Annotated in this window: 13 protein-coding genes; 11 read left to right on the top strand and 2 right to left on the bottom strand. The window is 64.7% G+C overall.

The genetic code is table 11. The features are described from left to right. Positions 1-9 precede the first annotated feature (9 nt). The 5 genes from wzt to H7K34_RS25455 all read left to right on the top strand — a co-directional run bounded on the left by wzt (position 10) and on the right by H7K34_RS25455 (position 4,230). A complete protein-coding gene (gene wzt / locus H7K34_RS25475; protein WP_264064743.1) occupies positions 10-858 on the top strand; it encodes a galactan export ABC transporter ATP-binding subunit Wzt/RfbE in 849 nt (282 codons plus the stop codon). Beyond that, on the top strand, positions 851-1,765 hold the full coding sequence (glfT1, locus tag H7K34_RS25470) for a galactofuranosyltransferase GlfT1 (protein ID WP_264064742.1): 915 nt from the start codon (positions 851-853) through the stop codon (positions 1,763-1,765). The genes wzt and glfT1 overlap by 8 nt, the downstream gene beginning before the upstream one ends. Beyond that, positions 1,762-2,592, top strand: coding sequence for a galactan export ABC transporter permease subunit Wzm/RfbD (gene wzm, locus H7K34_RS25465; RefSeq protein ID WP_108926379.1), 831 nt, complete (start codon positions 1,762-1,764; stop codon positions 2,590-2,592). The genes glfT1 and wzm overlap by 4 nt, the downstream gene beginning before the upstream one ends. 233 nt (positions 2,593-2,825) lie before the next feature. Further along, on the top strand, positions 2,826-3,053 hold the full coding sequence (locus tag H7K34_RS25460; RefSeq protein ID WP_108926514.1) for a hypothetical protein: 228 nt from the start codon (positions 2,826-2,828) through the stop codon (positions 3,051-3,053). Positions 3,054-3,111: 58 nt separating this feature from the next. Then, entirely contained in the window at positions 3,112-4,230 is a 1,119-nt protein-coding gene (locus tag H7K34_RS25455; protein ID WP_264064741.1) for an SPFH domain-containing protein, read from the top strand. Between the two features lie 51 nt (positions 4,231-4,281). Here the strand turns inward: H7K34_RS25455 and H7K34_RS25450 are convergent, their stop codons facing one another. Further along, positions 4,282-4,875 carry a hypothetical protein gene (locus tag H7K34_RS25450; RefSeq protein ID WP_264064739.1) on the bottom strand — a complete coding sequence of 198 codons (594 nt, stop codon included), beginning with the start codon at positions 4,873-4,875 and terminating at the stop codon, positions 4,282-4,284. 610 nt (positions 4,876-5,485) lie between these two features. On the opposite strand from H7K34_RS25450, the gene H7K34_RS25445 reads away from it, so the two are divergent. The 6 genes from H7K34_RS25445 to H7K34_RS25420 all read left to right on the top strand — a co-directional run bounded on the left by H7K34_RS25445 (position 5,486) and on the right by H7K34_RS25420 (position 13,864). After that, positions 5,486-5,965 carry a GreA/GreB family elongation factor gene (locus H7K34_RS25445; protein WP_264064737.1) on the top strand — a complete coding sequence of 160 codons (480 nt, stop codon included), beginning with the start codon at positions 5,486-5,488 and terminating at the stop codon, positions 5,963-5,965. Between the two features lie 96 nt (positions 5,966-6,061). Next, positions 6,062-6,427, top strand: coding sequence for a GtrA family protein (locus H7K34_RS25440; RefSeq protein WP_264064875.1), 366 nt, complete (start codon positions 6,062-6,064; stop codon positions 6,425-6,427). Between the two features lie 32 nt (positions 6,428-6,459). Beyond that, on the top strand, positions 6,460-7,851 hold the full coding sequence (locus H7K34_RS25435; protein ID WP_165839935.1) for an FAD-binding oxidoreductase: 1,392 nt from the start codon (positions 6,460-6,462) through the stop codon (positions 7,849-7,851). Continuing rightward, the gene (locus tag H7K34_RS25430; RefSeq protein WP_264064735.1) at positions 7,852-8,616 is read left to right on the top strand and encodes a decaprenylphospho-beta-D-erythro-pentofuranosid-2-ulose 2-reductase; all 765 of its coding nucleotides are present in this window, start codon (positions 7,852-7,854) and stop codon (positions 8,614-8,616) included. 2 nt (positions 8,617-8,618) lie between these two features. Beyond that, entirely contained in the window at positions 8,619-10,589 is a 1,971-nt protein-coding gene (locus tag H7K34_RS25425) for a galactan 5-O-arabinofuranosyltransferase (protein ID WP_264064733.1), read from the top strand. Then, positions 10,589-13,864, top strand: a complete 3,276-nt coding sequence (locus H7K34_RS25420) for an arabinosyltransferase domain-containing protein (protein ID WP_264064731.1) — start codon at positions 10,589-10,591, stop codon at positions 13,862-13,864. The genes H7K34_RS25425 and H7K34_RS25420 overlap by 1 nt, the downstream gene beginning before the upstream one ends. Positions 13,865-13,867: 3 nt before the next feature. Here the strand turns inward: H7K34_RS25420 and H7K34_RS25415 are convergent, their stop codons facing one another. Continuing rightward, complete coding sequence (locus H7K34_RS25415) at positions 13,868-14,218, bottom strand: hypothetical protein (protein ID WP_264064730.1); 351 nt, start codon at positions 14,216-14,218, stop codon at positions 13,868-13,870. Positions 14,219-14,240: the final 22 nt, after the last annotated feature.

Raw genomic sequence — 14,240 nt, 5'->3', positions numbered from 1 at the left:
CAGGCATCAGTGTCCGGTCCTAGCGGTCCGCATATCGAGACCAGCAATGCGTGGGTGGAATTTCCCATCTTTGACGCAAAGTCGCGATCGTTGAAGAAGGCCTTCCTGGGCAAGGCTGGCGGCACGATCGGTCGCAACAACTCCAACGTCGTCGTCGTCGAGGCGTTGCGGGACATCACCATGTCGCTGCAGATGGGCGACCGGGTCGGTTTGGTCGGCCACAACGGCGCCGGGAAATCGACTCTGCTGCGCCTACTTTCGGGCATCTACGAACCCACCCGGGGCTGGGCGAGGGTCACCGGCCGGGTCGCGCCGGTGTTCGACCTCGGCGTCGGGATGGACCCGGAGATCTCCGGCTACGAGAACATCATCATCCGCGGCTTGTTCCTGGGGCAGAGTCGAAAGCAGATGCTGAGCAAGGTCGACGAGATCGCCGAGTTCACCGAGCTCGGGGACTACCTGTCGATGCCGCTGCGCACGTATTCCACCGGTATGCGGGTCCGGCTGGCGATGGGCGTGGTCACCAGCATCGACCCCGAGATTCTGCTGCTCGACGAGGGTATCGGCGCCGTGGACGCCGACTTCCTGAAGAAGGCCCAGTCCCGATTGCAGGGCTTGGTGGAGCGGTCCGGAATCCTGGTATTCGCAAGCCATTCCAACGAATTCCTGGCTCGGCTGTGTAAGACCGCGATGTGGATCGACCACGGAGTCATTCGCCAGACCGGCGATATCGAAGACGTGGTACGCGGCTACGAGGGCGAGGACGCGGCACGGCATGTCCGCGAGGTACTCGAAGAGACCCGCCTGCAGGGTCGGGCCGGAAAACCGCTGGCGCAAAGCGCTTCCGGGGATGAGTGAATCCATCTTCGCCGTCGTGGTCACCCACCGGCGCGCGCAAGAACTCGCCAACTCGCTGGGCATGCTCAGCGCGCAGACCCGGTTGCCCGATCACCTGATCGTCGTCGACAACGATGGCGGTGCCGATAGCCGGATCCGCGACCTGGTTGCCGCCCAGCCGATCTCGACCACCTACCTGGCGTCGCGCCGAAACCTCGGCGGCGCGGGTGGCTTCGCACTGGGCATACTGCACGCGCTGGCCCAGGGTGCCGACTGGGTGTGGCTGGCCGACGACGACGGCCGTCCGCAGGACTCCCGGGTGCTGGCCACGCTGCTGGCCTGCGCCCAAACACACGGCCTGGCCGAGGTGTCGCCGATGGTGTGCAACTCCGACGACCCGGAGCGGCTGGCGTTCCCGTTGCGACGCGGTCTGGTATGGCGCAGGCGCGCAAGCGAATTGCGTACCGAAGCGGGGCAGGATTTACTGCCGGGAATCGCGTCACTGTTCAACGGCGCGTTGTTCCGGGCGTCCACCCTGGACGCGGTCGGCGTCCCGGACATGCGGCTGTTCATCCGCGGCGACGAGGTGGAATTGCACCGCCGGCTGGTTCGGTCCGGCCTGCCCTTCGGGACCTGCCTGGACACGATTTACCTGCATCCCTGCGGATCCGACGAATTCCGGCCGATCCTGGGCGGCCGCATGCACACCCAGTATCCGGACAACCCCACCAAGCGGTTCTACACCTACCGCAACCGCGGCTACCTGTTGTCGCAGCCGGGTCTGCGCAAACTGCTGGTGCAGGAGTGGGTTCGGTTCGGTTGGTTCTTCCTGATCTCCCGCCGCGACCCCAAAGGCCTGCTGGATTGGATTCGGTTGCGCCGCTTGGGACGTCGTGAGCAATTCGGCAAGCCTGGAGGACCCGTATGACATTCATCGACGCCGCCGCGCAGTCGCGGACCTTTACCCGGGCCCGCGGCGACCTGGTCGACGGGTTCCGCCGTCGCGAGCTCTGGCTGCACTTGGGCTGGCAGGACATCAAGCAGCGGTATCGCCGCTCGGTGCTGGGCCCGTTCTGGATCACCATCGCGACCGGAACCACTGCGGTCGCGATGGGCGGGCTGTATTCGAAGCTGTTTCACCTCGACCTGGCCGTACACCTGCCGTATGTCACCCTCGGCCTGATCATCTGGAACCTGATCAACGCCGCCATCCTGGAGGGCGCCGACGTCTTCGTCGCCAACGAGGGACTGATCAAACAATTGCCGACGCCGTTGAGCGTGCACGTCTACCGGCTGGTGTGGCGGCAGATGATCCTGTTCGGCCACAACATCGTGATCTATCTCGTCGTCGCCATCATCTTCCCCAAACCGTGGTCGTGGGCCGACCTGTCGGTGATTCCGGCGTTAGGCCTGATCGTGCTCAATTGCATCTGGGTGTCCCTGTGCTTCGGCATCCTGGCGACTCGCTACCGCGACATCGGTCCCCTGCTGTTTTCGATTGTGCAGTTGCTGTTCTTCATGACGCCGATCATCTGGAACGACGACACACTGCGACAGCAGGGCGCCGGGCGCTGGTCGAGCATTGTCGAACTCAACCCGCTGCTGCACTACCTCGACATCGTGCGTGCCCCCCTGCTCGGCTCCCACCAGGAGCTGCGGCACTGGGCGGTGGTGCTGGCGCTGACCGTTGTCGGCTGGATTCTGGCGGCGTTCGCGATGCGGCAATACCGCGCCCGGGTGCCTTACTGGGTCTAGCGCGTTCGAGCGTGCCGCCAAGGATCCTTTGAGAATCCGCCAAGGCGCCTCCCAGACGCTGTGTTGACGGGAAACACCCTGGATAACAGGCGATTTGGCAGGCGCCGGTGCGCAGCGAAAGGTTCCACATGCATCACGTCCGACAGCGAACGGATCGCGGTGCCGGCGTTTTTCTTTGCGGGCAAACCTGCCGAAACTCGACGCGTAAACCCGTCGTGGGGGAATATGCGATCGTGAGCGACGCCTCAGCAATCGGATGTGTCGGGAAGCTGGTCGTTGCCACCCGCGGCGACCGCGGCCCCGGCGAGGTGGTGGTGACCGTCCGGGGATCGAAGGAGACCCTGCTGGCATGGTCCGACGACCCATTACCGAAGGGCAGCAAGGTCCTGGTGGTGGAAGAACGGGGCGGGCGGACCGTGGTGGTCGAGCCCTGGAACGCCACTGAGCAGGACCTAGCCTGATCGAACGTGACGAGCGAAATCCCCTGCTAGGCAACACTGAATCGTAAGGAGTCCAAGAATGCTCGGTTATAGGGTGCCCTCCCCGGACGAGGCGTTACTGATCTCCGGCGGCCGGGCAAAAGGCAACGCCCCGTTCCGCGTCGTCACCGGCCACGGCGCCTTCGTCCTCCCGTTCTTCCGCAAAGCGCGCTTTCTCACCCTGGCCATGTGCGAATCCGAGGTAGGCGAAAAGTGCGTCACCCAACAAGGAATCACGCTCAACGTCCGGGCGGTGATCGCGTTCAAGGTCGGCAACGACACCGAAAGCATCATCAGCGCCGCACAGCGATTTCTGTCCGAGCAAGACCAGATGTCCGTGCTCACCGGACGGATCTTCGCCGGCCACCTGCGCTCGATCATCGGCTCGATGACCGTCGAGCAGATCATCCGGGAACGCCAGAAGCTGGCCACCGAGGTGCTCGACGGCTCCAAGGAGGAGATGGCTCGCATCGGCCTCAGCGTTGACGCGCTGCAGATCCAGTCCATCGACGACGACGGCCTCGGCTACATCAATGCGATGTCGGCGCCACACAACGCCGCTATCCAGCAGCAGGCGCAGATCGCTCAGGCCCAGGCCAACCAGGCGGCGGCCGAAGCCGAGCAGGAGTCCCAGCGCAAACAAGCGGAATTCGCTCGCGAGACCGCGATCGTCAAGGCGCAGTACAAGGCCGAGGTCGACAAGGCTCAGGCCGAAGCCGCGCAAGCGGGCCCGCTGGCCGAAGCCGAGGCGCAGCGCGAGGTGCTACAGATGAGGACCGAGCTGGCCCAGCGCGCCGCCGAGCTGCGCCAGCAGGAGCTGGTCGCGGAGGTGGTCAAGCCCGCCGAGGCCGAGGCCGAACGGGTCCGCATCATGGCCGTGGCCGACGCCGAGAAGATGAAAATCCAGGCCGAGGCGGCGGCATCGCACAACCGCGTCGCGCTGGACAAGGCACTCATCGACCAGCTGCCTCAGATCGTCGAGAAGGCCGCGATCGGCCTGTCGAACTCCAACCTGACGGTGCTCAATGGCGCCGAGGGCCTCGGTCAGGTGGCCGCCGGGCTGGTTTCGCAGGGCATGGCGATCTTCGACGCGCTGCGCGGCGACATCGTGCAGTACGACGACGAAAGCCTGGTTCCGAACGGCGAATCACACCAGTAATACGCACCCTCGCGGCGCAAAAAACGCCTCCGCGCAGCTACGGCTGTAGCACTAAGGCGTGCAATTGCCGCGGAAACTAATCACGTGACCGTAAATGTCATTCCGCTTTTGTTCGGCGTAATCAATGCTGGCCCACGTGCTGTCGTTCGGCGTAAAAAGGTAAGGCCCTTGCCTGTGACTTGTAATGAGTGCCTGCACAGCGCTATTCATATTTTGGGAGGCGCGCTCCAACTTGTCGAGCAAGGGAGCCAGTCCTGGAATAGGGCTATCTGCGTTGAGGTCTTTGATGTAATGAATACCTTGATCGACCCTGGCGAGTTCAACCTTGGCATCTCTCACCTGTCGCCTATCATCAGAAGTGTAAAACCATCCAGTGTCTCGGGCGATCACAATTCGTACCGCGCCAATACCGTCACTCACTTCATTGTCGATATGCTCAATCATGCGATCGCGTTTTCCGCAGGGAACCTGCGATGGCGTCTCGGCATTGGCCTGCGGCACGGTGCTTACCATCAAAAAGGCGAACACCGCAGCAATTTTCAGCACCATATTTCCCCTTACTCCAACCAACGGATCTATCCCTCCGATGAAGCTCGCGCGCATTTGCTGAATACCGTTCCCGACGCAGCTGCGCATGAGATACACGCCACACCTTCAGGATCGGGTATTTGTCGGCACGCCTTCGCGCGTATAGCAAATCGAATGGTGTAATCCCGCTCACTTGGCATGGCTACGGACGTGAAAGCCGTTGCAGAAGTGAATAGTTGGAGAAGCGAATAGTTGCGCAACTCACAGCAGGGTTTAGTATGCAGCCCACAACCACACGCCCGCGGTCATCGAAACCAGGTACGCTGGGTGGTGTTCGTTACACTGAGACCACAGATGTCGCAGCAATCGCGGTTTCGAAGGAAATTTGTGAGTAGTCCAGCCCGCTTGAATGGGAGTTACCCGGAGAAGGTCGAAGACGGCGCGAATCCTGTTCGTGAGCAATAAAATCCCAATGCGCAAATCAAATCAAGATCTAATCAACTTTGGCCCATTACCCAGCAAATCCATCGTATGGCGGCGGGCGATACACCAGTCGCCACGGACAAACGGGGATGAAATCGGCGAACGATGAAATACATTAAAGAACCGACTGCAAGAGCTTATCGGATACCGGTGGCGGCCGCGCCTAATTGGTGTAAAATCTAGTGCCACGAATCTGATCTAGGGCGAATAGGCAATTGGCACACACCGTGAAAGGTCGACGGACGTGACTAAAAAAGTCCAATCAGTGGCGGACGCGGCGCGCGAAAGCCTCGCCGCGGAGCTGGACCGGCTGCGGCAGCGGCGCGCGCTCCTCGAGGCCGAGGTCAAAGACGACCGCGGCATGACCGGTGATCATGGGGACGCGGCGGAGGCAATCCAGCGAGCCGAGGAGCTGGTTGGCCTCGGCGACCGGATCAATGAACTGGACCGCCGGCTGCGGACCGGGCCGTCGCGCTCCGACAAGGACGCGACGCTGCCCGGTGGCACCGAGGTGACCTTGAAATTCGCCGACGGCGAAGTCGTCAAGATGCACGTGATCTCCATCGTCGAGGAGACCCCGGTCGGTCGCGAGGCCGAGACACTGACCTCCCACAGCCCGTTGGCGCTGGCCCTGGTGGGACACAAAGCGGGCGACAAGGTCACCTACTCGACACCGCAGGGCGAAAGCCAGGTTGAGCTGATCTCGGTGAAGCTGCCAAAGTAGCCGACGCTGGGGCGCGCACGCCCTAGTTAAACTCCCCGAATGCTTCCCCCAGAGTCCGATACCGCGCCGGCGGGCCTGAGTCTGTCCACGCAGATCATGCGCTTCGTCGTGACCGGCGGGCTGGCGGCCGTGGTCGACTTCAGCATCTACGCGGCGCTATACAGGGGGGCGGGCCTGCAGGTCGACGTGTCCAAGGCCCTGAGTTTCATCGTCGGCACCGTTACCGCCTACCTGATCAACCGACGATGGACATTCCAGGCCTCACCGAGCACCGCGCGGTTTGTCGCGGTCATGGTTCTGTATGCCGTCACCTTCGCGGTGCAGGTCGGTCTCAACCACCTGTGCCTGGTGTTGTTGCACTACACGGGGTGGGCGATGCCCGTCGCGTTCGTGATCGCACAGGGCACCGCCACGGTGATCAACTTCATCGTGCAGCGAGTCGTAATCTTCCGCATCCACTGACCCGTCTCGCGCAAGCGGTACCCTCTTTGACGATGTTGAGCGCCGACTTTCCAACCACCCCCACCCGGCTGACGGGCTTTGGGCGCACCGCGCCGTCGGTGGCCCAGGTGCTCTCGACACCCGATCCCGAAGTGATTGCCAAGGCAGTTGCCCGGGTGGCCGATTCCGGCGGCCGGGGCGTCATCGCGCGCGGGCTGGGCCGGTCCTACGGGGACAACGCGCAAAACGGCGGCGGCCTGGTGATCGACATGACGGTGCTCAACCGCATTCACTCGATCAGCGCCGACACCCAGTTGGTCGACGTCGACGCCGGCGTCAGCCTGGACCACCTGATGAAAGCGGCGCTGCCATTCGGGTTGTGGGTTCCCGTGTTACCGGGAACCCGCCAAGTGACCATCGGCGGTGCGATCGCGTCCGACATCCACGGCAAGAACCATCACAGCGCGGGCAGCTTTGGCAGCCATGTGCGGTCGATGGACCTGTTGATGGCCGACGGCTCGGTGCGCGCCATCACCCCCGACGGCCCGACGAGTGAAGACGCCGAGCTGTTCTGGGCGACCGTCGGCGGCAACGGACTGACCGGAATCGTTTTGCGCGCCACCATCGCGATGACGCCGACCGAGACCGCGTACTTCATCGCCGACGGCGTGGCCACCAAGGACCTCGACGAGACGGTCGCCGCGCACATCGACGGCAGCGAAAATAGGTACACCTACTCCAGCGCCTGGTTCGACTTGATCAACCCACCACCGAAACTCGGCCGCGCCGCCATCAGCCGGGGCAGCCTGGCAAAGCTGGACCAGCTGCCGGCAAAGCTCGCCAAGAACCCGCTGAAATTCGATGCGCCACAACTGTTGACAGTGCCCGACCTATTTCCGGTCAGCGCCATGAACAAGTTGTCGTTCATGGCGATCGGCGAGGTGTACTACCGGCTGGGCGGAACCTACGTCGGCAAGATCCAGAATCTGTCGAAGTTCTACCACATGCTCGACCTCGTCAGCGGCTGGAATAATGCTTACGGGCCAACAGGTTTCGCGCAGCATCAGTTCCTGGTTCCACCGGACGCGATGGACGAATTCAAAGCCATAATCGGATGGATCCAGACCCAGGGCCACTATTCGGCGCTGAACGTGTTCAAGCTGTTCGGCCCGGGCAACCGCGCGCCGCTGAGTTTCCCGATGGCTGGCTGGAACGTCGCGATGGACTTCCCCAACAAGCCCGGTATCAACGAATTCCTCAACGAACTCGACCGCCGGGTACTCGAATTTGGCGGGCGGGTCTACACGGCCAAGGATTCACGCACCACCGCCGAAACCTTTCACGCCATGTATCCGCGCATCGACGAGTGGATCGCCGTGCGCCGCAAGGCCGACCCGACGCGGGTCTTCGCCTCCGACATGGCCCGACGTTTGGAGCTGCTCTAAATGGTGCTCGATGCCGTAGGAAACCCGCAGACCATCCTGCTGCTGGGCGGTACCTCCGAGATCGGGCTGGCGATTTGTGAGCACTATCTACAGAACGCGCACGCGCGAATCCTGTTGGCCGCCATGCCCGGTGACCCCGGTCGCGACGACGCCGTCGCGCAGATGAAGGCTGCCGGTGCGCGCTCGGTCGAGCTGATCGACTTCGAAGCCACCGCCCCCGAGAGTCACCCCAAGATGATCGATGCGGCCTTCGCGGGCGGCGACGTCGACGTGGCCATCGTGGCCTTCGGCATCCTCGGGGATGCCGAAGAGCTTTGGCAGAACCAGCACAAGGCCGTGCTGGCAGCCGAGATCAATTACACGGCCGCTGTCTCCGTGGGCGTGCTACTGGGCGAGAAAATGCGTGCCCAGGGCTTTGGCCAGATCATCGCGATGAGCTCGGCGGCCGGAGAGCGAGTGCGGCGGTCCAACTTCGTCTACGGCTCCACTAAGGCCGGTCTGGATGGCTTCTACCTCGGACTGACAGAGGCGTTGCGCGAGTACGGAGTTCGGGTTCTGGTGATTCGCCCCGGCCAGGTTCGCACCAGGATGAGCGCGCATGTCAAAGAAGCGCCACTTACCGTCGACAAGGAGTACGTCGCCAACCTCGCGGTGACCGCGTCCGCAAAAGGTAAGGAATTGGTTTGGGCGCCAGGAGCATTCAGGTACGTGATGATGGTGTTGCGACACATCCCGCGGCCCATCTTCCGCAAGCTGCCCATCTGATCATGCGTAACGCACTGGCCACCCTCGGCCAGATGTTCGCCGCGGTGACGGTGGCCGTCGTCGTCTCGGTGATCTCGCTGATCGCCATCGCGCGGGTCCAGTGGCCCGCGTTTCCGTCGTCGAATCAACTGCACGCGCTGACCACCGTCGGTCAGGTCGGTTGCCTGATCGGGTTGGTGGGCGTCGGCTGGCTGTGGCGGCGTTCCGGCCGGTGGCGGTTGGTCGCCCAGCTGGGCGGGCTGGTGTTCGTGTCGGCGTTGTCCATCGTGACGCTGGGCATGCCGCTGGGGGCGACCAAGCTGTATCTGTTCGGCATCTCGGTTGACCAGCAATTCCGCACCGAGTACCTGACGCGCCTGACCGACAGCCCGGCATTGCACGACATGACCTACCTGGGGCTGCCGTCCTTCTACCCCCCGGGCTGGTTCTGGATCGGCGGGCGCGCCGCCGCATTGACCGGGATGCCGGCGTGGGAGATGTACAAGCCGTGGGCGATCACCTCGATCACGATCGCGATCGCGGTCGCGCTGGTGCTGTGGTGGCGGATGGTCCGGTTCGAGCACGCGCTGATCGTCACGACCGCGACCGCCGCGGTGGCGCTGGCTTACAGCTCGCCGGAGCCCTACGCGGCGATGATCACCGTGCTGCTGCCGCCGGTGCTGGTGCTGACGTGGTCGGGTCTGCGCGCCGGCGAATGTGACGCCACAGTCACGTTGGAGGCCGAGCGTGACGGCAGCGCCACGCTCGAGCCACGGGCCCAAGGCTGGGCGGCCGTGATCGGCGCCGGGTTGTTCCTGGGCTTTACCGCCACCTGGTACACGCTGCTGTTCGGCTTCACCGCGTTCACGATGGCGCTGATGGCACTGGTGCTGGTGGCGTCCCGCTGGCGACGATCCGGGTTCAGCGCCGCGCTCGACCCGATGCGCCGGGTCGCCGTCATCGCCGTCATCGCCGCCGCCGTCGCGGCCACCTCCTGGCTGCCGTTCTTGGTGCGCACGCTGCACGACCCGGTCAGCGATAGCGGCAGCGCGTTCCACTACCTGCCGGCCGACGGGGCCGAGCTGACCTTCCCGATGCTGCAGTTCTCGCTGCTGGGAGCGATCTGCATGATCGGCACGCTGTGGCTGGTGGTGCGCACCCGTCCCTCGCAAGCGGGAGGTGCCCCCACGTCGGTCCGCGCCAGCGCCCTGACCGTCGGCGTGCTGGCCGTCTACCTGTGGTCGCTGCTGTCTATGCTGACCACGCTGGCGCGCACCACGCTGCTGTCGTTCCGGCTGCAGCCGACCTTGAGCGTGCTGCTGGTCGCAGCCGGAGTGTTCGGGTGCATCGAGGCGACGCATGCGCTACGCAGGCGAAGCCGCGCGATCGTTGCGGTGGCCGGCGCGATCGGGTTGACCACCGCTATCGCGTTCAGCCAAGACATTCCCGACGTGCTGCGGCCGGATCTGACCATCGCCTACACCGACACCGACGGCCACGGCCAGCGCGGCGACCAGCGACCCGCGGGCTCGGAGAAGTTCTACTCCGCGATCGACGCCGCGATCGTGGGCGTCACCGGGCGGCCGCGGGATCAAACGGTGGTGTTGACCGCCGACTACAGCTTCCTGTCCTACTACCCGTACTGGGGCTTCCAGGGGTTGACGTCGCACTACGCAAACCCGCTGGCGCAGTTCGACTTGCGGGCCGCGCAGATCAAGAAGTGGTCCGAGCTCAAGAGCCCCGACGAATTCATCCACGCGCTGGACACGTCCCCCTGGGCGCCGCCGACGGTGTTCCTGATGCGCCGGGGCGCGAACAACAACTACTCGCTGCGGTTGGCCGAGGACGTTTATCCCAACCAGCCCAACGTTCGTCGCTATGCCGTCGAGCTACGCGCCGCGCTGTTCGACGACCCACGGTTTGCCGTGCAAAGCGTCGGCCCGTTTGTGCTGGCCATCCGCCGGCCCGCGGCCCAACCGGCGGCCGGTCGCTGATGGCTACCGAGACCTCGCGCGACTTGGCCGAAGAACTACCATCTACGTCCGTGAAGGGCACGGGAGCAAGTCACCGGATCGCTCGCATCGTGGCCGTCGTCGCCGGCCTGCTCGGAGCCTTGCTGGCGATCGCCACCCCCCTGCTCCCGGTCAACCAAACCACCGCCCAGCTCAACTGGCCGCAGAACGGCAACTTCGAAAGCATCGAGGCGCCGCTGATCGGATATGTGGCCACCGACCTGAACGTCGCGGTGCCGTGCCAGGCAGCCGCGGGACTGGCCGGACCGCAGAACACCGGTAAGACGATTCTGTTGTCGACGGTGCCAAAGCAAGCCCCGAAAGCCATCGACCGCGGGCTGCTGATCCAGCGCTCCAACGACGAACTGGTACTCGTGGTGCGCAACGTCCCGGTGGTCACCGCGCCACTTAGCCAGGTCCTCAGGCCGGCCTGCCAGCGACTGACTTTCACCGCCCACGCCGATCGCATTACCGCCGAATTCGTCGGGCTGACACAGGGACCCAACGCCGAGCACCCCGGCTCGCCGCTGCGCGGTGAGAAGAGCGGTTACGACTTCCGGCCGCAGATCGTCGGCGTCTTCACCGACCTGTCCGGGCCCGTGCCGCCGGGCCTGAGTTTCTCGGCGACCGTCGACACCCGCTACAGCAGCAGCCCCACGCCGCTGAAGATGGCCGCGATGATCCTCGGTGTGGTGCTGACCGCCGTGGCACTGATCGCGCTGCACGTCCTTGACACCGCCGACGGCACCCGGCACCGCCGCTTCCTGCCGTCGCGATGGTGGTCGATCGGCGGTCTCGACGCCCTCGTCATCGGCGTGCTGGTGTGGTGGCAGTTCGTCGGGGCCAACACCTCCGACGACGGCTACATCCTGACCATGGCCCGGGTGTCTGAGCACGCCGGCTACATGGCCAACTACTACCGCTGGCTGGGCACCCCGGAGGCGCCGTTCGGCTGGTACTACGACCTGTTGGCCCTGTGGGCGCACATCAGCACCAACAGCGTCTGGATGCGGCTACCTACCCTGGCGATGGCGTTGACATGCTGGTGGGCGATCAGCCGCGAGGTAATCCCCCGGCTGGGCCATGCCGTGAAGACCAACCGCGCGGCGGCGTGGACGGCGGCGGGACTGTTTCTGGCGACCTGGTTGCCGCTCGACAACGGGCTACGCCCCGAGCCGATCATTGCCCTGGGCATCCTGCTCACCTGGTGCTCGGTGGAGCGCGCGGTGGCCACCAATCGGCTGCTGCCGGTGGCGATCGCCTGCATCATCGGCGCGCTGACCCTGTTCTCCGGGCCGACTGGCATCGCGTCGATCGGCGCCCTGCTGGTCGCGGTCGGGCCGCTGCGCACGATCGTGCACCGGCGATCCAGACAGTTCGGCGTGCTGCCGCTGCTGGCGCCCATTGTGGCCGCGGTGACCGTCACCGTGATCCTGATCTTCCGCGATCAGACGCTGGCCGGCGAGATGCGGGCGACCGCGCTCAAGCGGGCGCTTGGTCCCAGCCTGAGCTGGTTCGACGAGCACATCCGCTACGAGCGGTTGTTCATGGCCAGCCCCGATGGATCCGTCGCCCGGCGCTTCGCGGTGCTGGCGGTGCTGCTCGCGCTGGGCATCACCGTGGCAATGTCGTTGCGCAAGGGCCGAATTCCGGGTACCGCCGCCGGACCGAGCCGTCGCATCGTCGGCATCACGATCATCTCGTTCCTCGCAATGATGTTCACGCCGACGAAATGGACACACCACTTCGGGGTGTTCGCCGGTTTAGCGGGCTCGCTCGGTGCGCTGGCCGCGGTAGCGGTAACAAGTGTGGCGATGCGCTCACGCCGCAACCGCACCGTGTTCGCCGCGACGGTGCTGTTCCTGGTGGCCTTGTCGTTCGCCAGCGTCAACGGCTGGTGGTATGTCTCCAATTTCGGTGTGCCATGGTCGAATTCATTCCCAGCATGGCACTATGCGTTTGCCACCGCGCTGCTCGGGTTGACAGTACTGGTGCTACTGCTGTCGGCGTGGTTCCACTTCATGTCACCGGGCGGGCCCTTCAGTGGTCCCCTGAAAACCCGCACCGGGACACGAATGGCCGGAATCATTCAGTCCCCGTTGGCAATTGCGGCGTGGGCTCTGGTGACGTTCGAAGTCGTCTCGCTGACGCTGGCGATGATCGGGCAGTACCCCGCCTGGTCGGTGGGCCGGTCCAACCTGGAGGCACTGACCGGCAAGTCCTGCGGGCTGGCCGAGGATGTCATGGTGGAGCAGGATCCCAATGCCGGCATGCTGTGGCCGGTGTCCGGTTCGGTGGGCGACGCGCTCGGTGCCGGGCTGTCGGAAGCCTTCACGCCCAACGGCATTCCTTCCGACGTCTCGGCCGACCCGGTAATGGAGCGTCCGGGCGATCGCAGCTTCATCAACGAAGACGGAAAGACAACCACCAGCGAGGCCGGCACCGAGGGCGGCACCAGCGCCGCACCGGGCGTCAACGGCTCGCGAGCCCAGCTGCCTTACAACCTCGATCCGGCGCACACTCCGGTGCTGGGCAGCTGGCGATCCGGCATCCAGGTTCCCGCGATGCTGCGCTCGGGCTGGTATCGATTGCCGCCGCGCGACAAGGCGAAACCGTTGCTGGTGGTGTCGGCGGCCGGCCGGTTCGATCCCCGCGAGGTGCAGGTGCAGTGGGCCACCGATGACGAGGCGGCCGCCGGAAAGCCGGGCGGGTCGTTCCAGTTCTTCGACGTCGGCGCGTCCCCGGCCTGGCGCAATCTGCGGCTGCCGTTGTCCTGGATTCCCGACACCGCCACCCAGATCCGCTTGGTCGCCAATGATGAAGACCTGGCACCGCAGCACTGGATCGCGGTCACGGCCCCGCGGATTCCAGAGCTGCACACGCTGCAGCAAGTGGTGGGTTCGGCGGACCCGGTGTTCCTGGACTGGCTGGTGGGTCTGGCGTTCCCGTGCCAGCGACCGTTCGGCCACGAAAACGGTGTCGACGAGACACCCAAGTGGCGCATCCTGCCGGACCGGTTCGGCGCCGAGGCCAACTCGCCGGTGATGGACAACAACGGCGGTGGGCCGCTGGGTGTCACCGAGCTGCTGGTGAAAGCGACCACAATCTCGACCTATCTCAAGGACGATTGGTCGCGCGATTGGGGCTCGCTGCAACGGCTTACGCCTTACTACCCCAACGCGCAACCCGCCCGTCTGCAGTTGGGCACGGCCACGCGCAGCGGCCTGTGGGACCCGGCACCGCTGCGCCGCGGCTAGCTATTACAGTCCCGGCAGGCAGTTGATGAATGGGATGCACGGCGGCGACGGCGGCCGCGGCGGTGGAAAGCCCTCGATGATGGTGGAGTTCGTCACCGGGCTGTTCTGGTCGAAATACCAAGGGTGACAGGTATTCCTGTCCCAATCCGGCATGTTCTTCATGATCGGCGAACCCGGGCACCACTGGTAGGTGCAGCTGTTCGTCGGCGTGGGTACCGTGCCGCCGTCCTGGCAGACCATCGGTGCGGGCTGCGCCTGGCCGATTCCCGCGGCCAAACCCAGTCCGACGACGGCGAAGCCGCCGGACAGCACCGCACCAGCGAGGATTCGCTTCATAGTGTGAGTGTTGTTCATGGCGCCACTGCACACGGCCGAA

This window comes from Mycobacterium montefiorense (assembly GCF_025823255.1).
In the GTDB taxonomy this organism is placed as follows: Bacteria; Actinomycetota; Actinomycetes; order Mycobacteriales; family Mycobacteriaceae; genus Mycobacterium; species Mycobacterium montefiorense.
This window is presented reverse-complemented; position numbering and strand designations above follow the sequence as displayed.